The organism is Vibrio sp. 10N.286.55.E10 (assembly GCF_002872555.1).
Classification (GTDB): domain Bacteria; phylum Pseudomonadota; class Gammaproteobacteria; order Enterobacterales; family Vibrionaceae; genus Vibrio; species Vibrio crassostreae.
In genome coordinates this window covers 264764-291065 of record NZ_MCSD01000003.1, presented here as the reverse complement: position 1 = coordinate 291065, position 26302 = coordinate 264764, and the positions used below count along the sequence as shown (strand labels likewise).

Below are 26302 nucleotides of genomic sequence, written 5' to 3'. Positions count from 1 at the left end.
CTTTTTTATAAGATTTACTTGCGACGCCAAGTCGTACCTTCTGGGCCGTCTTCTAGAACGATGCCTAACTCGTTTAACTTATCACGTGCAAGGTCGGCATTTGCCCAATCCTTTGAAGCTCGAGAGTCGTTACGCAGTTTGATCAACGCTTCGATTTCAGCCACTTCGTCATCGTTACCAGCCGCATCACCTTGTAGGAAGGCTTCTGGCTCTTGGTGAAGAATACCGATGATGTCCGCTAGTTCACGCATCAATGCACCAAGTCCGCTTGCTTTTTCGATGCTTTCAGGCTTGATACGGTTGATTTCACGCGCCATTTCAAACAGCACTGAGTAAGCTTCAGGCGTGTTGAAATCATCGTTCATCGCAGTAGAGAAGCGAGTTACGTACTCTTCGCCACCAGCAGGAGCTGCGGTAAGGTCTAGGCCACGAAGTGACGTGTATAGACGCTCTAGCGATGCGCGAGCTTGGTTTAGGTTGTCTTCACTGTAGTTCAGTTGGCTACGGTAGTGACCAGACATTAGGAAGTAACGCACTGTTTCAGCATCGTAGTGTGCTAGCACATCACGGATAGTGAAGAAGTTACCTAGTGACTTAGACATTTTTTCTCTGTCTACCATCACCATGCCACTGTGCATCCATGTGTTTACATAGTCAGTACCATGTGCACAGCAAGATTGCGCGATTTCATTCTCGTGGTGTGGGAATTGTAGATCTGAGCCGCCACCGTGGATATCGAAGTGATTACCTAGAATAGACGAGTTCATTGCTGAACATTCAATGTGCCAACCTGGACGACCTGGACCCCATGGTGATTCCCATGTTGGTTCACCTGGCTTAGACATCTTCCAAACCACGAAATCTAGCGGACTACGTTTTGCAGAGTCTATGTCAACACGAGCGCCAGCTTGAAGCTGATCAAGGTCTTGCTTAGAAAGCTTACCGTATTCTTCGAACTTCTTAACTTCGAACATTACGTCGCCGTTACTTGCAACATATGCGTAGCCGCGTTCAATCAGCTTTTCAACAAGTTCGATGATTTCAGTGATGAAATCCGTTGCACGAGGTTCAACGTCTGGACGCTTCATGTTCAACGCATCGAAATCAGCGTGCATTTCGCCGATTAGACGATCAGTCAGAGAGTCACAAGACTCGCCGTTTTCGTTAGCGCGCTTGATGATTTTGTCATCAATATCTGTGATGTTACGAACGAAGTTCAAATCGTAACCAAGGTAACGAAGGTAACGAGTTACTACGTCGAAAGAAACGAACGTACGACCATGACCAATGTGACAGAGATCGTATATGGTTACCCCACAGACATACATGCCGACTTTGCCAGCTGTAATTGGTTTGAATTCCTCTTTCTGTCTTGTGAGCGTGTTATATATCTTCAGCATGATCTCTATCTATTTTGTGTATTAATCAAAAATAAGCTCGCAGTATAACAAGTCATACCTTAATAGGTAATCCCCAAAAGCAGGAATTACCTCAAACATCTGAGTTAAGTGAATGATTTGATGATTTGAAAGTCCGCCAACATGCGCTAGAATTCGAACTTCATATTAAAAAGACAGTAAGGTAACAATCATGATCATCCTTCACACAAATTTTGGTGACATCAAAGTTCAACTAAACGAAGAAAAAGCACCAGAAACAAGCGCAAACTTCCTACAGTATTGCCGTGACGGTTTCTACGACAACACACTATTCCACCGTGTTATCGATGGTTTCATGATTCAAGGCGGCGGCATGACTTCTGGCCTTAAAGAAAAGGCAACTCGTGCAACTATCAAGAACGAAGCAAACAACGGTCTAGCGAACAAAGTTGGTACGCTAGCAATGGCTCGTACTATGGAACCGCATTCAGCGAGCTCTCAGTTCTTCATCAACGTTAACGACAACTCTTTCCTAAACTTCCGTAGCGAAAGCCTAGACGGTTGGGGCTACTGTGTATTCGCAGAAGTTGTTGAAGGCATGGACATCGTAAACAAGATCAAAGGTGTTAGCACTGGTTCTATGGGTATGCACCAAGATGTACCTCTAGAAGAAGTGATCATCACTGGTACTACAATCGAAGCTTAATTCATCGCTTTCGGTTAGTATTGATGAGCCGATAAAATCAGGATATAGGGAGCGAATCGCTCCCTTTTTTTAGACCTATGAAAACATATTTTATATCAGATCTGCACCTTGCTCCCTCACGACAAGACATCACCGACTGCTTCCTAACCTTCATGAAGAACGAAGCGGTAGAAGCGGATGCACTCTACGTATTAGGTGACCTTTTCGAATTCTGGATTGGTGACGACGACAAAAGTGAGTTCGCGACTTCTATCCGCCAAGCATTTATTGATTTGGTAAAAACAGGCGTACCTTGCTACTTCACTCAAGGTAACCGTGATTTCCTTGTCGGCAAAAAGTTTGCCAAGCAAACCGGTGTGAAACTGCTAGACGAAGTATCGACTATCGATATTTATGGCCAAAAAGCGGTTGTGTTACATGGTGATACTCTATGCACCGAAGATGTAAAGTATCTCGCCTTCAGAGAAAAAGTACATCAACCATGGCTTCAATGGGTCTTCAACAGAATTCCATTTTTCATCAAGAAGAAGATCGTCTCGAAGGTTCAATCCGATATCAAAGATGACAAGCAGACTAAGTCTCTCGACATCATGGATGTGACACAACAAGAAGTCGAAGATGTGATGGAACGAAACAACGTTGATCTGATGATCCACGGCCATACTCATCGTCCAGACATCCATACATTTAGTGCCAACAATTGCACTAAAACCCGTATCGTACTTGGCGATTGGTATACGCAAGGTTCCGTGCTGGTGTTCACGCCGCAAAGTTTTGAACTACAGAATCGAGCGTTTAGCAATAGCTTTTAACGTCACTCTTAAACTTTCAGTTTGATTATTATTGTCGGTCAGACTTTCTTAGAAAGTGTATGGTAATTTCTACTGAATTAGCTATTATCTCTCTACCAGAAATAAACCGAACACAGTACCAAGTTGAAATATTCATACGTAGCGCGTCAACCAATACTCGATTCAGACAAGAAGACCATAGGTTACGAGTTGCTATTCAGGGATGGTCCTAAGAACACTTTCCCTGAAGTAGAGCCGGAGCTCGCTACTAGCCGTTTGCTTTCCGATCACTTCTTATCGACCCACTATAATACGTTGGGTGATAAGCTTGGGTTCGTGAACTTCCCTTACGCAAGCCTAATCAACTTGGTCCCTACTCTGTTTCCCAAAGAAAGCCTCGTTGTAGAGGTTCTTGAAGACTGCGAACCGACAGACGAGTTACTTGAAGCAATCAAAACTATCTTTGATGCAGGTTATACCATCGCGTTAGATGACTTTGTACCAAGTAAAGCTTGGAAGCGCTTCTTACCCTACGTTTCGATTATCAAGTTCGATATCCGTTTGACGCCAATTGCCAAAGCAGCGATGTTTATGAACTCACTCAAAGGGCTAGATATCAAGTTCCTAGCTGAGAAGGTAGAAACGTACGAAGAATACCAAGAAGCGAAGAAAGCAGGCTTCACTTACTTTCAAGGTTACTTCTTTAGCAAGCCAGAAATGATCCAAACGCGTGCGCTCAACCCTGCATTCCTGACGACCGTTCAGCTGTTAAAAGAGATTGCACACGACCCTATCGACTTTGGTGAAGTAGAGCGTTTAATTACGCTTGATGTGACCATGTCGTATAAGCTACTTACCTACGTAAACTCTGCAGGTGGTTCAGCAACGACGATTCGCTCATTCCGCCAAGCGCTTATTTACCTTGGCGAACAAAAGCTGCGTAAGTTCGTTTCTCTTGTGGCTATCGCCTCCGCGAAAGAAGATAAGCCGGACTCTCTCTATGGTTTAGCGGTAATACGCGCACGTCAATGTGAACTCTTAGTCGAGAAGATGAATGTTAAGGTTGAGCCTGGACAAGCCTTTTTGACCGGTATGTTCTCTCTATTGGACTCACTCTTTGACCAACCATTGAAACAAGTACTCGATTCAGTGCCGATCGACGTAGAGATCAAACAAGCCTTAATTCAACGTAAAGGCGTGTTAGGTGCTGTGTTGGCGATGGTGGTTGCTTATGAACAAGCTCGTTGGGATGAAGCGACTCGTATTCGCCAGCTTCTCAAACTGAGTGAAGCTCAACTTGGTCAAGCTTATGACGAAGCGACGACTTGGGCCCAAGAACTATTATCTCCAGCCCTGAAATAGCGTAATTCACACAACAACTTCAATAGAAACTTAACTTTGGTGAGCGATCGTTTCTTGGTAAACTCCCACGCATTCATTTATGGCCTCTTAATAGAGGCCATTTTTACAGGATCTGACTATGTCTTTATGCCCATGCGGTAGTAATAATACTTACCAACAGTGCTGTGAATCAGCGCACCTCGATCACAGCTCAGTTGAAACTCCAAAGCAGCTGATGCGCTCTCGTTATTCCGCGCACGTTTTAGGATTGGTTGATTATGTAATTGCTACCTATCACCCTAGCTGTGATGCTGAGTCGCAAAGAGAAGGCATTACCGAATCTATCGACAGTGATTGGGCAGGTCTTGAAGTCATCGATACGGCGGCAGGCTCGCACCAAGACGAAGGCTTTGTTGAATTTAAAGCTTACTTCAATGAAGACGGCGCGCAGTACTGTATGCAAGAGCGCTCGCGTTTCGTTCGTGAAAACGGCCTATGGTTTTATATCGATGGCGAGTTCCCAGAGCAAGAAAACGAACATGAAAAGCTAACAGAACCAGAGATTGACCCTCGCCTAAACCAAACCGTAGAGAGCTTCAAGATTGGCCGTAATGACCCTTGCATTTGTGGTAGTGGGAAGAAATATAAAAAGTGCTGCGGGTAATACTGAGATTTAAGGTAGCTAAGCGCTGAGATAGATTCCTGATGTCACCTAAGCTCCTCGGAATGACGATGTTCAGTGCTTTTAAAGTAGATTAATATCTTAGATGATTAAAAAGCCCCGTAAACATGGTTGTTTACGGGGCTTTTATCTATTTTTTACGCGGTTCGATAAATCTAAAGAGGCTTACTTATGACGCTCTTTAAGTTTATTTACCACGTCGTTCATCGATAGGCCTTGGTCTTGAAGAAGAACCATTAGGTGGTAAATCAAATCTGCTGATTCACACACTAGTTCCGCCTTATCGCCCGACGTCGCCGCAAGCGCGACTTCAACGCCTTCTTCGCCCACTTTTTGCGAAATACGCTTGGTGCCACGGGCATATAGACTGGCAGTATAAGAAGACTCAGGGTCTGCGTCCTTGCGGGCAGCCAGTAGCTGCTCAAGCTGATGAAGCCACACCATCTGAGACTCTTCTTGCTTGTCTCCATCCCAACACGTTGTTGTACCTGTGTGGCACGTTGGACCAATGGGATTAACTTTAACCAGTAAAGTGTCGCTGTCACAGTCCAAGGCGATGTTTTGCAGTTGTAATACGTTGCCTGACGTTTCACCTTTCGTCCAAAGGCGCTCTTTGGTGCGAGAGAAAAACGTCACATTGCCAGTTTCACCTGTTTTCTCAAGTGCTGCTGGGTTCATGTATCCCATCATTAACACTTGGCTCGATTGGTAATCTTGAACAATAGCTGGTACTAAGCCATCTACTTTTTCCCAGTTAATACGCTCTGATAATGCGCCTACTTCTGTTTTTGATAAGCTTGCGGTTTCAAAACTCATAGTCGCACCTCTACATCTTGTTGTTTTAAATACTGTTTAAGTTCACCAATATTGATGACTTGCTTGTGGAATACCGAAGCTGCTAGCGCTCCGTCCACGTTGGTCTTCTTATAGGCTTCAGCAAAGTGCTCCATTGCACCTGCGCCACCAGAAGCAATCAGAGGTACATTGCATACTTCACGTACCATGTTTAACTGTTCGATGTCATAGCCGTTACGAACGCCATCTTGGTTCATCATGTTTAACACAATCTCACCTGCGCCACGTTTCTGTACTTCCTGCACCCAATCTTTGGTTTCCCATTTGGTCGCTTTAGTACGCGCCTCATCGCCAGTGAATTGGTAAACCTGATATTTACCGGTTTCTTTATCGAAGTATGAATCGATACCGACAACAATACACTGCACGCCGAACTTATCAGCAAGGTCAGTGATCAATTGAGGGTTAGCAAGTGCAGGCGAGTTGATCGATACTTTATCGGCACCAAATTCAAGAATGCGCGCTGCATCTTCTGCTGATTTAATACCACCAGCAACACAGAAAGGAATGTCAATCACTTCTGCTACGCGCTTCACCCAGCTTTTATCGACGACACGGCCATCACTCGATGCCGTGATGTCATAAAATACGAGCTCATCAGCGCCCTCTTCCGCATAGCGCTGTGCTAACGGAACGATGTCGCCAATGATTTCGTGGTTACGGAACTGAACGCCCTTCACCACTTGTCCGTCACGGACATCCAAACAAGGGATTATTCGCTTTGCCAACATGCAAATGCCTCCTCTGCGGTAAACTTGCCATCAAGTAACGCACGACCAACAATCACACCAGCAACACCGCTGCCTTTTAGAGCTTCGATATCCGCTAAGCTGCCAATGCCGCCCGATGATTGGAATTGAACCTGTGGGTATTGTTTACAAAGGTCAACATAAAGCTCGACGTTTGACCCTTCTAGCGTGCCATCACGTGAAATGTCAGTACATAGAACGTGTTTAAGACCCACTGTTAGGTAGTCTTCAATCAGCGCTTCAATAGTCACGCCTGAATCTTCTTGCCAACCTGAAATTGCCACTTTACGTGTGCCGCTTTCATCGATGTTGATGTCCAGAGCAAGCACGATTTTTTCAGCGCCGTACTTTTCCATCCAACCTTTAACCAGCTCTGGTTGCTTAACTGCTGTAGAACCAACCACAACGCGCTGTGCACCAGCTTCCAGTAGGTCAACGACATCTTGTTCGTTACGCACGCCACCACCAATCTGGATGTTCGCAGGCGTGCTAGCAAGTAGCTTAGCAATCAAGTCTAACTGACGAGCCGTTGTGTCTTTTGCACCCGTTAAGTCAACAAGATGCAGCCAACCTGCGCCAGCTTGGTGATACAGGTTAAACTGCTCTGCTGGGTCTACTTTGTATTCTGTTACTTGCCCGTAGTCTCCTTGGAATAAGCGAACTACTTGACCTTCAATTAAATCTAACGCGGGAATAATCATTTACATTCCTTATATGGCAACGTTAGCCGCTGCCTAATCCTTATTACAATTCCAAGAAGTTCTGAATCAGCTTAGAGCCAGCTTTCGAAGATCGCTCTGGGTGGAACTGAACACCATAATAATTGCCACTTTGAACCGCCGCTGTAAACGGATTACCGTAATCACATTGTGCGATTGTGTAGTCGCCCACTGGCATTGCGAAGCTGTGAACGAAGTAGAAATATTCGCCTTCTTCAATATCTTTAAACAAAGGATGGTTAGGTGTCGAAGTTACTGTGTTCCAACCCATGTGTGGTAATGGCAAATCGCCCGTTTCGAGTAAACGCACTTCACCATCACACAAACCTAGACATTCAACTAACTCGTCAGCCTTTTGGCCTTTCTCTTGAGATAATTTGCCTAACAGTTGCATACCTAAACAAATACCAAGCAGAGGCTTCTCTACTTTCTTCACAAGAGAAACAAGGTCGCGCTCTTGCAGGTTCTTCATTGCCTCACTTGCTGTACCTACACCGGGTAGGAATAGCTTATCGGCAGCAAGAACAACTTCAGGTTCTTTTGAAATTTCAACTGCGTAACCCAAACGTTCAATGGCAAATTTAACCGAAGAAACGTTGGCACACCCAGTATCAATGATGACGACTTTTTGATCTTTCATTGTTTTTTCCTTGCTAACGTTAGCCTTACAGGACGCCTTTGCTGCTTGGTAACTCATTACCTTCAACTTTGATTGCTTGGCGAAGAGTACGGCCAAACGCTTTGAACAGGCTCTCAATGATGTGGTGATCATTATTGCCAGCAGAAGAAAGGTGTAGCGTACAAGCCAGAGTGTCGGTTAGAGAACGGAAGAAGTGAACCACCATCTCTGTTGAAAGATCACCCACTTGCTCACGACTGAATTTAGCATCGAACTTCAGGTATGGACGACCAGAAAGGTCTAGCGCACACTGAGCCAAACATTCATCCATTGGCAGGCTAAAACCAAAACGGCCAATACCACGTTTGTCACCTAGTGCATCTTTCAGAGCTTGGCCTAACGCAAGTGCCGTATCTTCCACTGTGTGGTGATCATCAATGTGTAGATCGCCTTTCACCGTCAGGTTCATTTGGAAACCACCGTGTGTCGCGATTTGATCAAGCATGTGGTCGAAGAAACCCATGCCGGTATCGATCTTATTACCACCGGTTTCATCAAGGTTTACAGCTACCTTAATGTCGGTTTCTTTAGTTGTACGAACCACTTCAGCAACGCGAGCATTAACCGTCAGATCTTTAACGATTTGTGGCCAGTTAAGCGTACCTTCCGTTTCTGCATCAGGGCCATATTGAATACCGCGGATTGCCATATTCTCTGCAAGTTGAAGATCCGTCATTCGGTCGCCAATCACAACAGAGTGTTGGAAGTCGACTTTACCGCCTTGTAAATACTCTTTAACCATACCTAATTTAGGCTTGCGGCAAGAGCAGTTGTCTTCGTCAAAGTGAGGGCAAATAAGCACGTCGTCAAACTTAACGCCTTGAGATTCGAAGAACTCCATCATCATATTGTGTGGCGCATCGAAATCTTCTTGTGGGTAGCTATCGGTACCTAGGCCGTCTTGGTTAGTCACCATCACTAGACGGTAACCAGCATCTTGCAGTGCAAGCAGGCTAGGAATCACTAGCGGTTCGAATTTTAGCTTGTCTAAACGGTCTACTTGAAAGTCAACTGGCGGCTCAACAATTAAGGTGCCGTCGCGGTCTATAAAAAGTATTTTCTGTTGTTTACTCACTTGAACTTCCTTTTAATTTTAAATCTGGTGGCCTAGCTAAAATCAAACGCTAACCCAAAATATTGGTTTCACTTACCAGCCTGCGATTAATCAAATCAAACTGGTAAATGTTATTACTGGTAAGCCTTTCGTTACTGATAAAAGTTACGAATGAATCCAAGTGTCTTTTCGCACTCTTCGCGGTTACCAATACTAATGCGAACACAGTCTTCAATTGGTGAATTACGCAAGATGATGCCCGTATCCCAAGCCGCTTTAAACAACTTATCGCCGTTCGGGAATTTAACCAGTAGGTAGTTACCCCAACCATCAAATACCGTCACTTGAGGCATACCTAATAGACCCGCTTGCAAATACGCTCGGTTCGCACTTAAATCCAGGACCTGGAACTTAGCTCGTGCAAGTCCTTGCTCTGAAAGTGCTTGAACGGCAATGTCAGCAACAGGGATTGGCACTGGGTAAGGAGCAATCACTTTCAACAGCACATCGATAAGCGCTTTATTCGCCAGCGTAAAACCACAACGTAAACCCGCTAAAGCAAAAGCCTTCGACAAGGTGCGTAGGATCGCGAGGTTTGGATATTGCTCAAGCAAATCAACGGTTGACGCTTCTGGACAAAAATCGATATACGCTTCGTCCATCACCACGATCGCTTTGTCTTGAGTCATTTCAAGCAACTTGATGATGTCTTTACGATTAACCAAATTACCGGTTGGGTTGTTTGGGCTACAAACAAACACCACCTTTACGTTGTCGAGTTGAGCTTCAATCGCAGGAAGATCCAGTTGCCATTCAGAAGTTAGAGGCACAACTTTACGCTCAACACCAATCGTCTCTGCACTGATTGCGTACATACCGTAAGTAGGTGGGCAGTAAAGAATAGCGTCTTCGTTCGGCTCACAGAAAGCACGAATCAATAACTCGATGCCTTCATCAGCACCACGAGTCGTTAGTGTTTGCTCTGATTTCACACCGGCGTATTGTGCATAAGCGTCAATCAACTCTTTAGGCTGACATTCGCTGTAGCGATTAAGACGAGACAGGTTTAGGTTGTACTCGTTATCAAACGGAGATTCGTTGGCATTGAGCCATACATCACCAGTACCGCCAATGCGTCTTGCAGACAAGTAAGGTGTAAGAGCCTGAACTTGTTTTCTTGCTAACTTTTCCATGCCCTACCCTTATTTCGCTTTATTTAACTTTTCAACTCGGATGGTCACAGCGCGTTTGTGTGCATCCAAGCCTTCGGCTTCCGCCATTGTTACTACCGTTGGCGCTAGGCCTTTCAAACCGTCAGCCGTTAGCTCTTGCACCGTCATTCTCTTAGAGAAATCAGCTAAACCCAGGCTTGAATACGTTTTCGTGTAACCGTAAGTCGGAAGAACGTGGTTTGTGCCTGATGCGTAGTCACCTGCAGATTCTGGAGACCAGTCACCAAGGAAGATTGAGCCTGCATTATCTAGCAATGGCAGCAATTCACGTGGATTCTTGGTTTGAACAATCAAGTGCTCAGGACCGTAGAAGTTCGAAATCGCAATCGCTTGAGTGATCGATTCAGCAATGATAATTAAGCTTGAAGCCAATGCTTGCTGAGCGATGTTCGCACGAGACAGTTCTTTCAATTGCTTCTGAACCGCTTCTGTTACTTGGTCAGCAACCACTGGAGATGGTGTTACTAGCACAACCTGAGAATCAGGACCGTGCTCCGCTTGGCTCAGTAAATCCGCCGCGATGAAATCTGCATCTGCAGTTTCATCGGCAATCACTAACACTTCAGACGGGCCAGCAGGCATATCAATCGCCGCACCGCGGAAGTCGTTGCTAACTTGGCGTTTCGCTTCCGTTACGTACGCGTTGCCAGGGCCGAAGATCTTATCGACTTTAGCTACACTCTCGGTACCGTAAGCCATTGCAGCCACCGCTTGACCACCACCAACGTTGTAAACCTCGTCGATCTTACAAAGCTTAGCGACATACAAGATTTCATCTGCGATTGGTGGAGGTGAACAAAGCACAACCTTGCGGCAACCTGCGATTTGAGCGGGAACACCTAACATAAGAACCGTTGACGGAAGTGGCGCACTGCCACCTGGAATATAAAGGCCAACAGTATTAATAGCGCGCGTCACTTGCTCACACACAACACCAGGCTGTGTCTCAACCTTAATTGGCTGCGGCTTTTGAGCTTCGTGAAACTTCGCAATGTTGCTATAAGCTTGCTCTAACGCTTGCTTCATCTCTGGTGTTAGACGAGCACACGCCTCTTCGATCTCACCCGAACTGACTCGAATGGATTCTGGAGTCACACCATCAAACTTTGCAGTCAGCTCTCTAAGCGCGGCATCGCCTTCATTTCGTACTTTTGCAATCACATCAGAAACAGTCGCGGTGATGTTTGCACCTTCAGTAATAGCTGGACGCTCTAATACCGAGTCTTGCTGTGATTCACTTAAAGATTGCCAAACAACGGTTCTCATCGTCACTACCCCATCATTTTTTCGATTGGTAATACTAGAATCGAGCTTGCACCCAACTCTTTCAGCTGCTCCATTGTTTCCCAGAACAAGTTCTCTGTACTTACTAGGTGAACGGCAACTTTGTCTTTGTCTGTAGATAGCGGAAGAACCGTTGGATCTTCAGCACCAGGCAGTAGTGCTTTGATTTGCTCTAGCTGAGAGGTTGGCGCGTGAAGCATGATGTACTTCGACTCTTTCGCTTGTTGAACACCCTGCATACGAGTCAGTAGTTTTTCAATCAGTGCGGTTTTGTCTGCGTCGAAATCACCAACACGTTGAATCAGTGTTGCTTTCGATTGGAAGATAGCTTCAGCTTCTTTTAGGCCATTCGCTTCAAGCGTTGCACCTGTAGAAACTAAATCAGCGATAGCGTCTGCTAGACCTGCGCGAGGAGCAACTTCAACCGAACCTGTTAGCATACAAGTGCTGAATTCAACACCCTGCTCATCCATGTAGGCTTTCAGTAGTTGTGGGTAAGTTGTCGCAATACGCTTGCCCGCAAGATCTTGTGGCCCGTTATAGACTTCATCTTTGTTGATTGCGATAGAAAGACGGCAACCACCGAAGTCTAAACGGCGTAGTGTGCGAAACTCTGATGGCTCTTTTAGAGCAACACGGTCTAGTCGAACTTCTTCTAGTTCATTTTCACCGATGAAACCAAGGTCAACCACACCATCCATGATAAGACCTGGGATGTCATCATCACGAACTAATAACAAGTCGATTGGCATATTTAGTGAATGAACAACTAGGCGCTCACCCATGATGTTAAATTTAACACCACATTTTTTAAGTAGGTCTTGGCACTCTTTACTTAAGCGACCTTTCTTTTGAATTGCGATTCTTAGGCGTTGTGTCTGCATTGCTGTATCCCTGTGCAAATATTTGAATTTATTGATTATTTAAAAGCGCTAAAACTAAAAAACCCTCGGAAGACTTTGTCATCCCGAGGGTTTAAATCTAAATTCTTTGACTTAACCTCCGGGAGAATTCTTGCTCCCGGGTATACGTAAATCTCCCCGAAAGACTAGATAGGGTGATGATGGTGATGAATGTTCATTACTAATTTACGCATACTTATAAGCTCTTCAGTTGTTTGCTTTCTTGTCTCCACACTAACTAAGCTGAGATCCTTTTTCAACCATTTATTCTAACTTTTTTCACGAAACTTAAAATTAAATTAACAAGCACAAAAAAGGGAGGCCAATGCCTCCCTGATAGTTTACTGATTAGCTTTCAGTTTTAGCTTTTGCACGTCGCCATTTTACAGCGAGAGAAGTAAGCCAATGCAAAACATACAGCGACAAACGTTAGAGACGCTGCGCCAAATGCGATGCCAATTGAAGATGTCATACCTAGAGTAATGAAACCAATGCACGATACGAACGCTACAGACAACGCGTATGGAAGCTGAGTCGATACGTGGTCGATGTGATTACAACGAGCACCAGTAGAAGACAGAATCGTCGTATCAGAGATTGGAGAACAGTGGTCACCAAATACAGCACCCGCTAGAACCGCACTTAGCATAGGAAGAATCAGCGCGATGTCCGATGCTGCAGCCATGTCGCCCGCGATAGGTAACATAATACCGAACGTACCCCAAGATGTACCTGTCGAGAACGCCATAACGCCCGCTAGAAGGAACAACATAACCGGTAGCCAGTGGTAATCAATGCTGCCTGTTACTAGAGACGATAGGTAAGAACCCGTTTTCATGTCGCCGATGACAGAACCGATAGTCCATGCAAACACAAGAATCAGAATCGCGCCAAACATAGAGCTAGCACCGATCCACATTGTTCTTGCGATATCAGCCATAGAGAGCTTTTGCTTGAATACTGTCGCTAGTGCTACTAGTAAACCGATAACACCACCGTAAACAAGAGACTTACCTACATCCGTGTTTTCGAATGCACCTAGAAGGTTGAATGCTTGGTCATCAGCAGCCAGCGCTTGGCCACCTGTGTAAAGCATTGCTGCAACTGTCGCTACAATTAGCGATACGATTGGCATAACCAGATCAGAAACTGAACCGTTTTCGCTCTCTTCGATATCTAGCTCTTCGTTTAGATCGTGTGCTTGCTTTTGATCGTTGTCGCCTTCAAAGCCACGGCCTTGAGATGCTTCGATTTCATGCTCACGCATCTTACCAACGTCTAGACCGAACCATGCCACTGCAAACACCATTAATAGTGCGAATACAGCGTAGAAGTTCATTGGGATAAGACGAACGTATGCACCCAGTGCAGAATACTCTGTCACACCGTGTGTCACTAAGATGCCACCAATGATAGTGATGATGTAAGCACCCCAGCTAGAAGCAGGCATGATCACACACATAGGAGCAGCCGTTGAATCTAGGATATAAGCAAGCTTAGCGCGAGATACGTAGAAACGGTCTGTTACAGGACGAGAGATGGCACCAACCGCTAGGCTGTTAAAGTAATCATCAACGAAGATGAATACACCTAAGAAAGCAGCAAGTAGTTTTGAACCACGTTTGCTCTTAACGCGAGACTGTGCCCACTCCGCGAATGCGCGAGTACCGCCAGACAGTGTTAATAGTGCAGTTGTCATTCCAAGAATAATTAGGAATGCAATGATGCTCATGTTCCAAGTGTTGATGCCACCATCTTCGATGAAAACACCAGATGCTTTAGTAAACACGTAACTAACTGCGTTACCTACTGAGTAGTCAGCAAGTAGAATCGCACCCATGATGATACCGACACCCAAAGAAACCAATACACGGCGGGTAACAATAGCAAGGCTCAAAGCCACAAGGGGCGGAAGCAAAGATAAAGGTGATGTTGCAAAATCTATTAAATTCATGATCTTCAAAAACCAGTTTTTTATTTGGCTAGAGATCTACTGCAGACAAACTTGATACGGCTGACCAAGCTCATGTTGAACTAAGCGAAAGGGAAGTGAACACTTCACCCAACCCTACAGTAGCGCTCCATAGTTTAAAATTAAGACTATGGCAGTGTTGTACCTATTGAGCACAACCCCAGCAAATTGCTTAGATATACAATTTACTTCGGCAATTACACCTTTCATTCCCGTTCATTGGCATCACCCCAACGGAAGTTACTTTTTATAATTGCACCTCTACGTGCGATAACATTATTAACCGTGCAAACCAGAGTTTAACAACAAATTAACCAATACCTCGCATCAGGTAGCCGCAATTGTACTCATCAAGAGCAACAATGCAACATATCATTCCGAGAAAAATAGCTTTTTGCTAATGAACTAATCAATAAGAGAATAGTCTACATAAGTTAACTACTCCACCAGTCACATATCAGTTTTTAAGATAATCTTAATAATTATTATAAATTCGATAGAAATACGGCTCTGAATTTTCAACTATTCATCTCACTTTTATATTTAAATATGTAATAGAAGAAATACTATTTGTTTTATTCCTAGGCTCTGTTTATTATTAGGAGGATTATTTAGTTTACCTTGATGGAAAATATCATGTCTGAATTAACAAAAACTCTATTAAATATCCGCAGCCTTCGTGCGTTCTCACGTGAATTAACTCTTGAGCAACTTGAAGAAGCGCTAGACAAGCTGACTATTGTTGTACAAGAGCGTCAAGAGTCTGAAGCTGAAGAGCGTGCTGCTAAAGCAGAGCAAGAAGCTAAGCTTTCTGCTATTGCTGAACAAATTGCAAAAGACGGAATTGATGTTGCAGATCTAATTGCAGCACTTTCTGGTGAAGCAAAATCTAAAACAACTAAAGCTAAACGCGCTCCTCGCCCTGCGAAATACAAATATGTAGACGGAAATGGCGATGAGAAGACTTGGACAGGTCAAGGTCGTACGCCTTCAGCTATCCAAGAACAGCTAGATGCTGGTAAATCTCTAGAAGAGTTTGCAATCTAAACATTTAGTTTACTTAGTGAGTAATCAATTACACGCTAAGCAATAGAATTAATATTTTAGTCGACCAAAGTATTATTTACGGCTTCAATATATTCAGAAACAAAAAAGGCTCCTTTCGGAGCCTTTTTTATATTTGTACTATCAGTATTAGAAACTAACTGATACTGATAGTACTACTGATTAAAGAAAGTAACTTATCTTTCCCAGTACGCTTCTTCTAGGCTATCTTCTCTTTCAGGAAGACCACGAGATAAACGTGGAGAGTGTTGAACCAACACTTCATAGCTAGCACGGTTTGAATATTTACAAACTTGTGAGAAAGAAGAATAGGTCAAAAATGAATGTTGGTGCTTACTTGAGTTTGGCACGTTTTCTTTGTGGTACTTATTCGCAGCCATATCATGTAATAAAGCCGATAAAGCAGCATCACCTGCACCATTGGTATTTTTGATTTTTTCCGGACCACCCATGTATGGCGCAATATGCGAATACACTTTGGTTGGGTTTTCACATAAATCTTTATGCGCAGGACGGCTAAATTCAAAACGGTTGAACTCTGCGATTGAACCTGGAAGTAAAGGCAGTGACGTTTCACGTTTAGCTGCATCTTCCGTGTAACCCGCCATGAATAGGCCAACAGGTCCCGCGGTACATAGAACAAGGTCTACCCACTCTAACGCTTTATCTGAAGCAGCAAGCGGATCACTCTCGCCTGTCAATGCTTCAGCTTCATCTTCATTCATTGCAACAACAGTTACGTGTTGCTCAAGGAAATCTTTCCAGAATTCTGGATCATCTTGAATAACAAATTTAGTACCAAGGGTTAAAACAACAGGCACATCGTATTTCTTCGCGTATTCGATCGCTTTCATTGTTGCTTCAGGCATAGGGTCACCTGGCTTACAACGAACTAAATAAGCCGTTAAAACTAAAGCAGAAGCACTTTTGAAGATCTTTTCAGGAATGCTTTCTGGTTTTAATTGGTTCATTTGTCCTTCGCTAATTGCGAAAGTACGTTCACCGTCTTCTGTAATTAATGCAAAGCAGCGACCAATTGCGCCATCTACCCCTTGTAAATGGTTCAGATCCATTCTGCTTGATGTATTACATAAATAGCGGTAACCGTAGCTACCAATCTTAATATCTTGGCTCATTACACCCAGTAGAGTAGAACGGTCATCCGCTAGCACTGAATAGTTGTGTAATGTGTTACCAATTGTGCCACCAGCGTATTCATTGGTAATCAGGCTCTGTTCTTTTAATTCTTGATATAAAGATTCAGCGGCTGCGTCACCAATAACCAGTGAATGTCCCTTGCTCAAACCATACTTCTCAATAAGTTCAGAACTCACCTTTGCTTCAATATCCACCAATGTTTGGTCAATACCGATAATATGAGTGCGTGACATTCTTTTACTGCTTTGAGCTTGGCTCACTAGAGGATCACGAGCGTGAACCGGAAAGTAGTGCTTTGATTTACGTTGTCCAGGGAATTTCATAGGGCTAGTCTAAGTCAAGGGGAAATAGGTGGCGGATTCTACCGCGCTATATTTAACGCGGCAATCTTTCAAACTATAGCAAACGTTTGCTGAAGGTTTTTTTTATTCGCCTTCCATAAAGCTCAGATCAGGCAGCATACCCAAATGCTCTGCGTAACGTTTTTGATTGAACTCCGCGCCGTTTTTCATAACGTCAAAGACTTCAATTGCCAGTGCACATGCCATAGCCGCAATTGCCTCTTCACGAGGAGTACCAGTCATCATTAAACGCATCAGCGTCTCTTTAACTTTTACAGGTTCGCCATCTTCAAGCTGGTTTTCGATAATCTCAATCAGCTCTTCTTCTTGCATAAATTCATTTTGTTCAGACATTTTTTTATCTCAGGTCTTGGATTTCGAGCGACTATGCCACATATACTTCTGACATCCTAGCGACTCACCTCGCTCTCATGCGATTCTCTAACAAAGTCAGCGCACTATTTGTGCAAATGAAACTGTGATTCCGGTCTCGGATCTGTCACGGCGTTTCTCTTTCTGTTAGAATCTGCGACCAAGTAATAGTAACGGTGTTTAGACATGTCAGATATCAGCTCTGGAAACAGCGAAAAGAAAGTAATTGTCGGTATGTCCGGCGGTGTAGATTCGTCAGTATCGGCGTATCTTCTTCAGCAACAAGGCTATCAGGTAGAAGGCCTTTTCATGAAAAACTGGGAAGAAGATGATAACGAAGAATACTGCACGGCAGCTGAAGACCTTGCTGATGCTCAAGCGGTATGTGACAAACTAGGCATCCACCTACACACGATCAACTTTGCTGCGGAATACTGGGACAATGTATTCGAGTACTTCCTTGAAGAGTACAAAGCGGGTCGTACACCGAACCCTGATATCCTTTGTAACAAAGAAATCAAATTCAAAGCATTCTTAGAGTTTGCGGATGAAGTGCTAGACGCAGACTATATTGCGATGGGTCACTACGTTCGTCGTACTTTCCCAACTCAAGAAGAGCTTGATGCTGGCGTAAAACCAGAAATGCTACGTGGTCTAGACAGCAACAAAGACCAAAGCTACTTCCTATACACGCTAAGCTCAGATCAAGTGGCACGCAGCCTATTCCCTGTCGGTGAATTAGAAAAGCCAGAAGTGCGACGTATTGCTGAAGAGCAAGACTTGATCACAGCGAAGAAGAAAGATTCTACAGGCATCTGCTTTATCGGTGAGCGTAAGTTCACTGAATTCCTAGGCAAATACCTACCAGCACAACCGGGTAACATCGAAACACCTGAAGGCCAAGTGATTGGTCAACACCAAGGTTTGATGTACCACACGCTAGGTCAGCGCAAAGGCCTTCATATCGGTGGCACTAAAGGTGGCGGCGGTAATGAAGAACCATGGTTTGTTGGTGAAAAAGATCTCAAGCGTAATGTTTTGATCGCAGTACAAGGTAAAGACCACCCTCTTTTGAAATCAGAAGGTTTGATCGCTTCTCAGCTTCATTGGGTAAATCGCACACCAATTACTGAAGTTATGACATGCACGGTAAAAACACGTTACCGTCAGACTGATATTCCTTGTACAATCATCCCAATTGATGATGAGAACATTAAGGTTATTTTTGATGAACCTCAGATTGCTGTGACCCCAGGTCAATCGGCAGTGTTCTACCTAGACGAAGTATGTCTTGGTGGCGGTATCATCGAAAAACGCATCTAACTAATCGAACGACAAACGATAGAAGACAACTAGGAGTTACTACGTGGCTAATACACTTTATGACCGTACTATTGCTTTCGCCGGAATTTGCCAAGCTGTGGCTTTGGTTCAACAAGTAGCGAAAGACGGCCATTGTGATAAAGATGCCTTCGAAGCTTCACTCAGTGCTATTTTAAATACCAACCCAGCAAATACAGTTGGCGTATTTGGACGTGAAGCGAACCTAAAGCTTGGCCTTGAGTGCTTAGTAAAAGGTATCGATAGTACTCCAGCTGGTAGCGATATTACTCGTTACATTATCAGCTTGATGGCTCTTGAGCGTAAGCTATCTTCTCGCAACGACTCTATGTCTCAGCTTGGTGACCGCATTCAAACTGCAGAGCGCCAAACTGAACACTTTGATCTGTTTGACGAGCAAATGATCAGCAACCTTGCGAGCATCTACCTTGATGTTGTGAGCCCAATAGGCCCTCGTATTCAGGTTTCTGGCACACCAGCTGTACTTCAACAAACCTCGAGCCAACATAAGGTTCGCGCACTGCTTCTATCAGGGATTCGAAGCGCTGTGTTATGGCGCCAGGTTGGTGGTAAACGCCGCCACCTTATCTTCGGTCGCAAGAAGATGATCGAGCAGGCTCAAATCCTACTAGCTCGAATGTAATTTATTAGCTCGCGCCTTGTCGCGAGCTTGTTTTTTGTATCAACACAACTCTCACGCAAACGATTGCGCAATGTGCGTGACAATTGAGATTGTTACTGGTATAAACCTCTCAAAATTTAGAAAACTCAATTCAGGAGAACACCATGGAACTGTCAGCATTGACTGCTGTTTCACCAGTAGACGGCCGTTACGGAAGTAAGACTATTGCATTACGCAGCATCTTTAGTGAGTTTGGACTACTAAAGTACCGCTCTATCGTTGAAATTCGTTGGTTACAAAAGCTTGCAGCTACTGATGCAATCAAGGAAGTACCAGCGTTCAGTGCAGAAGCTAACCAGTTTCTTGATGAACTAGCCGCTAACTTCAGCGAAGAAGACGCTCTGCGTATCAAAGAGATCGAGCGCACGACAAACCACGACGTAAAAGCGGTTGAGTACTTCTTGAAAGAGAAAGTTGCGGGCGTTCCTGAGCTTCACGCAGTTAACGAATTCATTCACTTTGCATGTACTTCTGAAGACATCAACAACACATCTCACGCGCTTATGCTTAAAGAAGCTCGTGACACAGTGATTCTTCCAGAAATTCGTAACGTAATTGATGCTATCAAAGCACTTGCGAACGAGTACCGTGACATTCCTCTTCTTTCTCGTACACACGGTCAGCCAGCTTCTCCTTCTACTATGGGGAAAGAGATGGCTAACGTTGCGTACCGTATGGAACGTCAATACAAGCAAATCGAAAGCGTTGAGATCCTAGCGAAAATCAACGGCGCGGTAGGTAACTACAACGCACACCTTTCTGCATACCCAGAAGTTGAATGGCACCAGTTCTCTGAAGAGTTCATCACTGAATCTCTTGGCGTAACTTGGAACCCGTACACAACTCAAATCGAACCTCACGATTACATCGCTGAGCTATTCGACGCGGTTGCTCGTTTCAACACGATTCTTCTAGACTTCGACCGTGACGTTTGGGGCTACATTGCTCTTGGTCACTTCAAGCAGAAGACTATTGCTGGCGAAATCGGTTCTTCTACAATGCCGCATAAAGTTAACCCAATTGACTTCGAAAACTCTGAAGGCAACCTTGGTCTAGCTAACGCAGTATTTAGCCACCTTGCACAAAAACTTCCAGTTTCTCGCTGGCAACGTGACCTAACTGACTCTACAGTTCTTCGTAACCTAGGTGTTGGTGTTGGCTACGCAATCATTGCATACACTTCAACTCTGAAAGGTATTAGCAAGCTAGAAGTTAACCGTGAAGCACTACTTGCTGAACTAGACAAAAACTGGGAAGTTCTTGCTGAACCAGTACAAACAGTAATGCGTCGTTACGGCATCGAGAAGCCATACGAGAAGCTAAAAGAGCTAACTCGTGGTAAGCGTGTAGATGGAGAAGGCATGCGTGCATTCATCGACGGTCTTGAAATCCCTGCAGACGAGAAAGTTCGCCTGAAAGAGATGACTCCAGCAAACTACATCGGTCAAGCAATCGAGCTAACTGACAAGCTGTAAGATTCGAATCGCAGAATAGACTAAGGCTTCCCATGTGGAAGCCTTTTTATTGCGCGGAATTAAATCTATCGACACAAGAATCGTAAACATAAGAACACCAAGCCTCCTCCAATTGATCTACTCGCCCCCTGCTTATTCAATTTAATCACCTAGCGACAACTACACCTCGTATCTCATACTTCATGTCTCAACACTTGTTATCTTAAGCGCCAAGATCAAAAAAGGCCTCCCGAAGGAAGCCTTTAGATTTTTCTTGTCGACTAGCGATGGCTAATCATATTAGAAATTACATGTTACGTAGAGACGCAATACGCTTATCTAGTGGCGGATGGCTCATTAATAGCTCAGTAAGAGACTTCTTACCGTTAATACCAAACGCCATCATAGAACCTTCTAATTGCGGCTCGTGGCTCACTTTTAGACGCTCTAGCGCTGCAATCATCTTATCTTTACCTACCAAGTGCGCAGCACCTGCATCAGCATGGAACTCACGATGGCGGCTGTACCACATCGTAATGAAGCTCGCTAGGAAACCAAATACCAATTCCAGCACCATAGACACACCGAAGTACACCATCATGTTGCTGCCACCCTCTTCTTCGTTGTCATTCGACGCAACAATGTTGGCGATGAAACGAGATAGGAAGATAACGAACGTGTTCACAACACCCTGCATTAGAGTCATTGTCACCATGTCGCCGTTCGCGATATGGCTAACTTCATGAGCCAATACCGCTTCAGCTTCATCACGCGTCATGTTGTGCAGCAGGCCTGTTGATACTGCGACCAATGAATCGTCACGCTTAGCGCCTGTCGCGAATGCGTTGATGTCTGGCGAGTCGTAGATCGCCACTGTTGGCATACCAATACCAACCTGTTGAGATTGACGGCTTACCGTCTCCATCAACCAATGTTCTGTTTCGTTGCGCGGGCTTTCAATGACCATGCCGCCTACAGAGCGTAGCGCCATTTTCTTTGACATCATTAATGAAATGAATGAGCCGCCAAAACCAAATACCGCAGCCATCACCAATAAGCCTGAGAGGCTACCGGGTTGCATACCTGTGACTGCGTATACAATATTAAGAACAACACTTAGAACCAATACAACCGCTAGGTTGGTTGCAAGGAACAACATTACTCGCTTCATTACTTATCTCCGCATGAAAGCTGTTTTTATAAAACTTATTGTTATAGACAAGGTAGACAGCAATAGATTCCAACCTTGAAGACTTATACTTACTTATACATATAGTCTTAGATTAAGAAAACAAGGTTAAGCATTAAATTGCAACATTTGATTACGAGACCATATCCGAATTAAATCTAGTCTATTAGACCTAAGTCGTATGGTGTCGATATAACAATCCGTTTACAGTGACTTCAGATGATTTATTGGCTAGTCCATGTACAAAAAGGGAAGAATCATGGTTGAAGGTACTAACACTCAAATGGCTATCGATTTACTGTGCTGTCACCTAGGGATTACTGAAGAAGAAGCGAAAAAGCAGATCGGAATCCTAACACCGCAAACTGCACAGACAAAGATCACAGAAACACAGCAAGCTTTAATGGGACTGACAAAAGAACATTAATCCCAAGCTTTCTATTAAAAGACCGGTTGTTTATCAACTTAAGATCTAAAGGCTTAAAATAGCAAAAGGGCTGCAATCGCAGCCCTTTTCTTATTTAGTACATAAGGTGATAATTAAAGCGCAAGCAAAGGCTGCACATCAATGTACTTACCAATGTTCTTAGACTTCGCTTTTGGTACGTAAGGGATTTCACCTAACTTTGGCGCACCTAGCTTATCTTCAAGCATCGCAATAATATCTGCGTAGTGCTCAGTACCCGGATTGATACGGTTTGCGACCCAACCTACTAGGTTTAGGCCATCAGCACGAATCGCTTCTGCCGTTAATAGAGCGTGGCTCAAACAACCAAGCTTAATACCCACAGTAAGTACTACTGGCAACTGCTCTTTTTTAACCCAGCTAGACAAATATTCATCATCTGAAACCGGTACACGCCAGCCACCAGCACCTTCAACTAGAACTATGTCAGAATTTTGCTTATGCTGTTCTAGCTTCGCTGATAATACTGCTTCATCAATTACAACACCGTCATGTTTAGCAGCGATGTGAGGCGATGACGGTAACAATAGCGCATACGGGTTGACGTCTTCGTAAGCAATATCTTGCGTCGCTGCTTCTTGAAGATGCAGAGCATCACTATTACGTAAACCTTCAGGGGATTTCTCACTCCCTGCTGCAACTGGCTTGTAACCAATTGTTGATAGATCTTGTGCGGCCAAAGCTTGAAGAATCGCTTTTGAAACCACAGTTTTTCCCACTTCGGTATCCGTACCTGCAATAAATAATGCATCAATCATAATTGAATAACCCCTAAACAAACTTGATATGTTGCTGGCAAGAAACCTTGATGGTTTTTAAACTCTCGATATTCCCGTTCAACAAGCTGCAACATGCGACGACTTGTTAAACCTTGTGAGCGACCACTTACGTGATTAGCGCCAATACCTTTAAGGTCGCGCATCAGTTCAAACGCAGTGTCGTACCAAACGGTGATGGTGGGCAAGTCTAGTTGATGAGCTGTACAGCTAGATTGCGCTAACGCAATTTTTACCTGATTGATTGTAATAAAATGGTTAACGTGTTGATGTGAGTCAATTTTAGACCACGACTTTTTCAACTCAAACAGTGACCCATCAAGCAAAGTTGAGAAAATAACACGCCCACCAGCGGCAGCAACACGCTTCATTTCTCTCAAAGGCGACGATAAATCGTCACACCATTGCAACGCAAGGCTTGAAAAAACGATGTCAAAAGACCCATCTTCAAACGGTAATTGTTCGGCATCAGCTTGTTGATATAGACAAACACTTGCGCCACAGCGCTGTTCTGCTTTTTGCAGCATTCCATCAGAAAGATCAGCGCATACCACTTCAGCACCGCGTTTCACCATCTGTTCGGAGAAATAGCCAGTCCCACAACCTAAATCGAGCACCTTTAACCCTGAGAGGTCGCTCGGTAACTTATCCAATAGCCGGTGACCAACATCGCGCTGAAACTCAGCGTGTTTATCATAGGTTGTTGCTGCTTTACCGAAAGCTTCGGCAATCGCACTTTTATCTTGGCCTATGTAATCATGCACTACTGCTTCTTGTGACATTTACTGAGCCTCATTATTTAGCTCTATTGCTTTAAGCAACGAGCTGGTTAACTGAAGAATCTGTTTCTGACTGTGGTTAGCCGTTAGCGTGATTCGTAATCGAGCGGTTCCGGCTGGAACGGTTGGCGGCCTTATTGCGGTCACCCAAACTTGGTTTTGCTTTAACTCTTCAGCTATAGATAATGCAGCCTGAGCTTCACCTATCACAAATGGCTTAATTGGAGTCTGAGTATCAACAAAGCCTTTCACGCCATTCAGCTGCTCTGCATAAAGAGCCCCTAACTCGGTTAGCTTCTCGCGACGCCACTCTTGTGTTTGAATCATCTGACACGCATGAGACAAAGCCACTGCTTGTGAAGGTGGCATTGCCGTCGAATACACATGATGACGAGCGAACTGAGTTAAGTAATCACCCACTTCTGATGAACAAAGAATCGCAGCTCCAGAAAGACCAAAGGCTTTACCAAAAGTCACAATTAAGATATCAGGCGTTATTTGTGCCGCGTTACAGCTCCCCGCCCCTTTATCACCTAGTACGCCAATACCGTGGGCATCATCAACCGCTAGCCAACTGTCGTATTGATTGGTCAGGCGAGATATTTGATTGAGAGGAGCTTGGTCGCCGTCCATGCTGAACACGCCTTCCGTCACAACTAAGGATTGTGGAGAACGGCTCAGTAGCGACTCTAGATGTTGCGTATCGTTATGCTTAAAACGTTTCATTGTTGCAGGAGAAAGCATCCCCGCCTCCATCAAAGAAGCGTGGTTAAGTTTGTCTTGCAACAGTGAGTCGTCTTTCTCAAGAAGAGAGAACAACAAGGCTTGATTGGCGCTGAAACCAGAGCTAAAGAGAATGGCACGTTCAAAGCCCAACCATTCACACAGTTGAGCCTCTAAATTTCGATGAGCAGGACTAAAGCCTGTAACCAATGGCGACGCCGCACTTCCAGCTCCATATTGTGAAAGACCCGTTTGCCATGCATCCACCAGTTCAGGATCGTTCGCCAAGCCTAAATAATCATTACTCGAAAAATTGATGAAACTAGAACCTTCGCTATTCAGCAAAGGTCCATTGCTGTTTTCGAGCACCTTGAGTTGGCGAGTCAACCCTTGCTCATGGCGATGAACAAGGGCTTCTTTAATGCGAGCTTTAAACAGTGGCATCGTAGAACATGTCATCTTTAGTTGGACGAGCCGCAACGCGCTCCACCACTTGATCTAACAGTTCGTTTTCTTGAATTTCGTCTGGCTTTTGAGCCACTTCTTGGCTGTTGATACCCAGCTTCTTAAACAACTGCATATCCGTGTCTTCATCAGGGTTTGGCGTCGTCAGTAGCTTACAACCGTAGAAGATAGAGTTCGCACCCGCCATGAAACACATCGCTTGCATCTGTTCGTTCATGTTCTCACGGCCTGCAGATAAGCGAACCGCAGACATAGGCATCATAATACGTGCAATTGCAATCAGCTTGATGAAGTCGAAAGACTCGACATCATCGACGTTTTCCATCGGTGTGCCTTTCACTTTTACAAGCATGTTGATTGGTACACTTTCAGGGTGTACTGGAAGGTTCGCCAGTTCTACAAGAAGGCCTGCGCGGTCATTGGTGCTTTCGCCCATACCGATGATGCCACCAGAACAGATCTTCATTCCGGCATCACGCACGTGAGATAGCGTATCTAAACGATCTTGGTAAGTACGAGTGGTAATAATGCTGCCGTAAAACTCTGGAGACGTATCAAGGTTATGGTTGTAGTAGTCCAAACCTGCGTCGGCTAGCTCACCTGCTTGATCCGGCGTTAACATGCCCAGGGTCATACAGGTTTCTAGACCCATGCCTTTCACACCTTTGATCATGTCAGTTAGGTGAGGCATATCGCGTTCTTTCGGGTTTTTCCATGCAGCGCCCATACAAAAACGAGTTGAGCCCGCATTCTTGGCTTTTTGCGCTGCATCCAAAACACGCTCAACTTCCATTAAGCGTTCTTTGTCGACATCCGTTCGGTAGTGAGCACTTTGAGGGCAGTACTTACAATCTTCAGGACAAGCACCTGTCTTTATCGACAAAAGCGTACTCACCTGCACGTGGTTGTGCTCTTGGTACTGTCTATGAACGACTTGAGCTTCAAACATTAAATCCATAAACGGTTTTTCAAGCAGCGCTGTTACTTCAGCAACTGTCCAGTCATGACGAACTTCCACGTGTCGATCCTTTTTTTTATTTTTTTGATGTTACAACTCTGCGTCTAGAGTTTGCATTTATGCTTGGCTAGTCTACCGACAAGCTTTAGACTGTCAACACATTGATAATATCAAAAGTTTACATCTGA

General features: G+C 44.5%; 26 protein-coding genes, 1 riboswitch and 1 other annotated feature. Of the genes, 9 read left to right on the top strand and 17 right to left on the bottom strand.

All coding sequences use genetic code 11. From position 1 onward, the window contains the following. Positions 1–14: 14 nt before the first annotated feature. Positions 15–1400 carry a cysteine--tRNA ligase gene (cysS, locus tag BCV39_RS03170; RefSeq protein ID WP_102433202.1) on the bottom strand — a complete coding sequence of 462 codons (1386 nt, stop codon included), beginning with the start codon at positions 1398–1400 and terminating at the stop codon, positions 15–17. Positions 1401–1590: 190 nt separating this feature from the next. Between cysS and BCV39_RS03165 the strand changes: the two genes are divergently transcribed. The 4 genes from BCV39_RS03165 to BCV39_RS03150 all read left to right on the top strand — a co-directional run bounded on the left by BCV39_RS03165 (position 1591) and on the right by BCV39_RS03150 (position 4881). Then, positions 1591–2085: a peptidylprolyl isomerase gene (locus BCV39_RS03165; protein ID WP_017060275.1), complete on the top strand. Its 495-nt coding sequence runs from the start codon at positions 1591–1593 to the stop codon at positions 2083–2085. Between the two features lie 77 nt (positions 2086–2162). Further along, on the top strand, positions 2163–2897 hold the full coding sequence (lpxH, locus tag BCV39_RS03160) for a UDP-2,3-diacylglucosamine diphosphatase (RefSeq protein WP_102433203.1): 735 nt from the start codon (positions 2163–2165) through the stop codon (positions 2895–2897). A gap of 123 nt (positions 2898–3020) precedes the next feature. Next, on the top strand, positions 3021–4238 hold the full coding sequence (locus tag BCV39_RS03155) for an EAL domain-containing protein (RefSeq protein WP_102433204.1): 1218 nt from the start codon (positions 3021–3023) through the stop codon (positions 4236–4238). A gap of 118 nt (positions 4239–4356) precedes the next feature. Continuing rightward, positions 4357–4881 carry a YchJ family protein gene (locus tag BCV39_RS03150; RefSeq protein WP_102433205.1) on the top strand — a complete coding sequence of 175 codons (525 nt, stop codon included), beginning with the start codon at positions 4357–4359 and terminating at the stop codon, positions 4879–4881. Positions 4882–5064: 183 nt separating this feature from the next. Here the strand turns inward: BCV39_RS03150 and hisIE are convergent, their stop codons facing one another. The 9 genes from hisIE to BCV39_RS03105 form a co-directional block, all read right to left on the bottom strand. Further along, the gene (hisIE, locus tag BCV39_RS03145) at positions 5065–5715 is read right to left on the bottom strand and encodes a bifunctional phosphoribosyl-AMP cyclohydrolase/phosphoribosyl-ATP diphosphatase HisIE (protein WP_009848800.1); all 651 of its coding nucleotides are present in this window, start codon (positions 5713–5715) and stop codon (positions 5065–5067) included. Continuing rightward, the gene (hisF, locus tag BCV39_RS03140; RefSeq protein ID WP_017630683.1) at positions 5712–6485 is read right to left on the bottom strand and encodes an imidazole glycerol phosphate synthase subunit HisF; all 774 of its coding nucleotides are present in this window, start codon (positions 6483–6485) and stop codon (positions 5712–5714) included. The genes hisIE and hisF overlap by 4 nt, the downstream gene beginning before the upstream one ends. Continuing rightward, positions 6467–7204: a 1-(5-phosphoribosyl)-5-[(5-phosphoribosylamino)methylideneamino]imidazole-4-carboxamide isomerase gene (hisA, locus tag BCV39_RS03135; protein WP_012604374.1), complete on the bottom strand. Its 738-nt coding sequence runs from the start codon at positions 7202–7204 to the stop codon at positions 6467–6469. Before hisA ends, hisF begins: the two co-directional genes overlap by 19 nt. Before the next feature lie 43 nt (positions 7205–7247). Then, complete coding sequence (hisH, locus tag BCV39_RS03130) at positions 7248–7862, bottom strand: imidazole glycerol phosphate synthase subunit HisH (protein WP_017630681.1); 615 nt, start codon at positions 7860–7862, stop codon at positions 7248–7250. A 25-nt stretch (positions 7863–7887) separates the two neighbouring features. Further along, positions 7888–8976 (bottom strand): bifunctional histidinol-phosphatase/imidazoleglycerol-phosphate dehydratase HisB, encoded by a 1089-nt coding sequence (gene hisB / locus BCV39_RS03125; RefSeq protein ID WP_102433206.1) that lies wholly within the window; start codon positions 8974–8976, stop codon positions 7888–7890. Positions 8977–9107: 131 nt separating this feature from the next. After that, positions 9108–10148: a histidinol-phosphate transaminase gene (hisC, locus tag BCV39_RS03120; protein WP_102433207.1), complete on the bottom strand. Its 1041-nt coding sequence runs from the start codon at positions 10146–10148 to the stop codon at positions 9108–9110. 9 nt (positions 10149–10157) lie between these two features. After that, on the bottom strand, positions 10158–11459 hold the full coding sequence (gene hisD / locus BCV39_RS03115; RefSeq protein ID WP_102433208.1) for a histidinol dehydrogenase: 1302 nt from the start codon (positions 11457–11459) through the stop codon (positions 10158–10160). Next, complete coding sequence (gene hisG, locus BCV39_RS03110) at positions 11459–12355, bottom strand: ATP phosphoribosyltransferase (RefSeq protein ID WP_009848806.1); 897 nt, start codon at positions 12353–12355, stop codon at positions 11459–11461. The genes hisD and hisG overlap by 1 nt, the downstream gene beginning before the upstream one ends. A 53-nt stretch (positions 12356–12408) precedes the next feature. Then, positions 12409–12544: a sequence feature (His leader region), on the bottom strand. A gap of 190 nt (positions 12545–12734) precedes the next feature. Continuing rightward, positions 12735–14327 (bottom strand): Na+/H+ antiporter NhaC family protein, encoded by a 1593-nt coding sequence (locus tag BCV39_RS03105; protein WP_102433209.1) that lies wholly within the window; start codon positions 14325–14327, stop codon positions 12735–12737. Between the two features lie 112 nt (positions 14328–14439). Then, a riboswitch (Lysine riboswitch) is annotated at positions 14440–14617 on the bottom strand. A 364-nt stretch (positions 14618–14981) separates the two neighbouring features. Here BCV39_RS03105 and BCV39_RS03100 point away from each other — a divergent pair. Then, positions 14982–15392: an H-NS family nucleoid-associated regulatory protein gene (locus tag BCV39_RS03100; RefSeq protein WP_102433210.1), complete on the top strand. Its 411-nt coding sequence runs from the start codon at positions 14982–14984 to the stop codon at positions 15390–15392. A 194-nt stretch (positions 15393–15586) separates the two neighbouring features. On the opposite strand, the gene BCV39_RS03095 is transcribed toward BCV39_RS03100, so the two are convergent. Both BCV39_RS03095 and BCV39_RS03090 read right to left on the bottom strand, forming a co-directional pair. Continuing rightward, the gene (locus BCV39_RS03095) at positions 15587–16891 is read right to left on the bottom strand and encodes an inosine/guanosine kinase (protein WP_102431572.1); all 1305 of its coding nucleotides are present in this window, start codon (positions 16889–16891) and stop codon (positions 15587–15589) included. A gap of 102 nt (positions 16892–16993) precedes the next feature. Then, on the bottom strand, positions 16994–17263 hold the full coding sequence (locus BCV39_RS03090; protein ID WP_010439986.1) for a hypothetical protein: 270 nt from the start codon (positions 17261–17263) through the stop codon (positions 16994–16996). Between the two features lie 204 nt (positions 17264–17467). On the opposite strand from BCV39_RS03090, the gene mnmA reads away from it, so the two are divergent. The 3 genes from mnmA to purB all read left to right on the top strand — a co-directional run bounded on the left by mnmA (position 17468) and on the right by purB (position 20779). Continuing rightward, the gene (gene mnmA / locus BCV39_RS03085; protein WP_017068076.1) at positions 17468–18604 is read left to right on the top strand and encodes a tRNA 2-thiouridine(34) synthase MnmA; all 1137 of its coding nucleotides are present in this window, start codon (positions 17468–17470) and stop codon (positions 18602–18604) included. A gap of 43 nt (positions 18605–18647) precedes the next feature. Next, on the top strand, positions 18648–19265 hold the full coding sequence (gene hflD / locus BCV39_RS03080; protein ID WP_009848813.1) for a high frequency lysogenization protein HflD: 618 nt from the start codon (positions 18648–18650) through the stop codon (positions 19263–19265). A 143-nt stretch (positions 19266–19408) separates the two neighbouring features. After that, positions 19409–20779 carry an adenylosuccinate lyase gene (gene purB / locus BCV39_RS03075; RefSeq protein WP_017057059.1) on the top strand — a complete coding sequence of 457 codons (1371 nt, stop codon included), beginning with the start codon at positions 19409–19411 and terminating at the stop codon, positions 20777–20779. Positions 20780–21065: 286 nt separating this feature from the next. Here purB and htpX read toward each other — a convergent pair whose 3' ends face one another. Beyond that, a complete protein-coding gene (htpX, locus tag BCV39_RS03070; protein WP_048658307.1) occupies positions 21066–21929 on the bottom strand; it encodes a protease HtpX in 864 nt (287 codons plus the stop codon). Positions 21930–22206: 277 nt separating this feature from the next. On the opposite strand from htpX, the gene BCV39_RS23095 reads away from it, so the two are divergent. Further along, positions 22207–22374 carry a hypothetical protein gene (locus BCV39_RS23095; protein WP_017078977.1) on the top strand — a complete coding sequence of 56 codons (168 nt, stop codon included), beginning with the start codon at positions 22207–22209 and terminating at the stop codon, positions 22372–22374. Positions 22375–22487: 113 nt separating this feature from the next. On the opposite strand, the gene bioD is transcribed toward BCV39_RS23095, so the two are convergent. From bioD to bioB, 4 genes are read right to left on the bottom strand one after another with little or no spacing between them, the layout of a single operon-like run. Then, a complete protein-coding gene (gene bioD / locus BCV39_RS03065; RefSeq protein ID WP_048658306.1) occupies positions 22488–23171 on the bottom strand; it encodes a dethiobiotin synthase in 684 nt (227 codons plus the stop codon). Further along, positions 23168–23971, bottom strand: a complete 804-nt coding sequence (gene bioC / locus BCV39_RS03060; RefSeq protein ID WP_102431573.1) for a malonyl-ACP O-methyltransferase BioC — start codon at positions 23969–23971, stop codon at positions 23168–23170. The genes bioD and bioC overlap by 4 nt, the downstream gene beginning before the upstream one ends. Next, positions 23972–25135, bottom strand: a complete 1164-nt coding sequence (gene bioF / locus BCV39_RS03055) for an 8-amino-7-oxononanoate synthase (RefSeq protein ID WP_102431574.1) — start codon at positions 25133–25135, stop codon at positions 23972–23974. Continuing rightward, entirely contained in the window at positions 25122–26174 is a 1053-nt protein-coding gene (bioB, locus tag BCV39_RS03050; RefSeq protein ID WP_048609384.1) for a biotin synthase BioB, read from the bottom strand. Before bioB ends, bioF begins: the two co-directional genes overlap by 14 nt. Positions 26175–26302: the final 128 nt, after the last annotated feature.

Excerpts from the sequence above, each read along its gene's own strand:
- cysS (WP_102433202.1), bottom strand. The coding sequence starts at position 1,400 with ATGCTGAAGATATATAACACGCTCACAAGACAGAAAGAGGAATTCAAA.
- BCV39_RS03165 (WP_017060275.1), top strand. The coding sequence starts at position 1,591 with ATGATCATCCTTCACACAAATTTTGGTGACATCAAAGTTCAACTAAAC.
- lpxH (WP_102433203.1), top strand. The coding sequence starts at position 2,163 with ATGAAAACATATTTTATATCAGATCTGCACCTTGCTCCCTCACGACAA.
- BCV39_RS03150 (WP_102433205.1), top strand. The coding sequence starts at position 4,357 with ATGTCTTTATGCCCATGCGGTAGTAATAATACTTACCAACAGTGCTGT.
- hisIE (WP_009848800.1), bottom strand. The coding sequence starts at position 5,715 with ATGAGTTTTGAAACCGCAAGCTTATCAAAAACAGAAGTAGGCGCATTA.
- hisF (WP_017630683.1), bottom strand. The coding sequence starts at position 6,485 with ATGTTGGCAAAGCGAATAATCCCTTGTTTGGATGTCCGTGACGGACAA.
- hisA (WP_012604374.1), bottom strand. The coding sequence starts at position 7,204 with ATGATTATTCCCGCGTTAGATTTAATTGAAGGTCAAGTAGTTCGCTTA.
- hisH (WP_017630681.1), bottom strand. The coding sequence starts at position 7,862 with ATGAAAGATCAAAAAGTCGTCATCATTGATACTGGGTGTGCCAACGTT.
- hisC (WP_102433207.1), bottom strand. The coding sequence starts at position 10,148 with ATGGAAAAGTTAGCAAGAAAACAAGTTCAGGCTCTTACACCTTACTTG.
- hisG (WP_009848806.1), bottom strand. The coding sequence starts at position 12,355 with ATGCAGACACAACGCCTAAGAATCGCAATTCAAAAGAAAGGTCGCTTA.
- BCV39_RS03105 (WP_102433209.1), bottom strand. The coding sequence starts at position 14,327 with ATGAATTTAATAGATTTTGCAACATCACCTTTATCTTTGCTTCCGCCC.
- BCV39_RS03100 (WP_102433210.1), top strand. The coding sequence starts at position 14,982 with ATGTCTGAATTAACAAAAACTCTATTAAATATCCGCAGCCTTCGTGCG.
- BCV39_RS03095 (WP_102431572.1), bottom strand. The coding sequence starts at position 16,891 with ATGAAATTCCCTGGACAACGTAAATCAAAGCACTACTTTCCGGTTCAC.
- BCV39_RS03090 (WP_010439986.1), bottom strand. The coding sequence starts at position 17,263 with ATGTCTGAACAAAATGAATTTATGCAAGAAGAAGAGCTGATTGAGATT.
- mnmA (WP_017068076.1), top strand. The coding sequence starts at position 17,468 with ATGTCAGATATCAGCTCTGGAAACAGCGAAAAGAAAGTAATTGTCGGT.
- purB (WP_017057059.1), top strand. The coding sequence starts at position 19,409 with ATGGAACTGTCAGCATTGACTGCTGTTTCACCAGTAGACGGCCGTTAC.
- htpX (WP_048658307.1), bottom strand. The coding sequence starts at position 21,929 with ATGAAGCGAGTAATGTTGTTCCTTGCAACCAACCTAGCGGTTGTATTG.
- BCV39_RS23095 (WP_017078977.1), top strand. The coding sequence starts at position 22,207 with ATGGTTGAAGGTACTAACACTCAAATGGCTATCGATTTACTGTGCTGT.
- bioD (WP_048658306.1), bottom strand. The coding sequence starts at position 23,171 with ATGATTGATGCATTATTTATTGCAGGTACGGATACCGAAGTGGGAAAA.
- bioC (WP_102431573.1), bottom strand. The coding sequence starts at position 23,971 with ATGTCACAAGAAGCAGTAGTGCATGATTACATAGGCCAAGATAAAAGT.
- bioF (WP_102431574.1), bottom strand. The coding sequence starts at position 25,135 with ATGCCACTGTTTAAAGCTCGCATTAAAGAAGCCCTTGTTCATCGCCAT.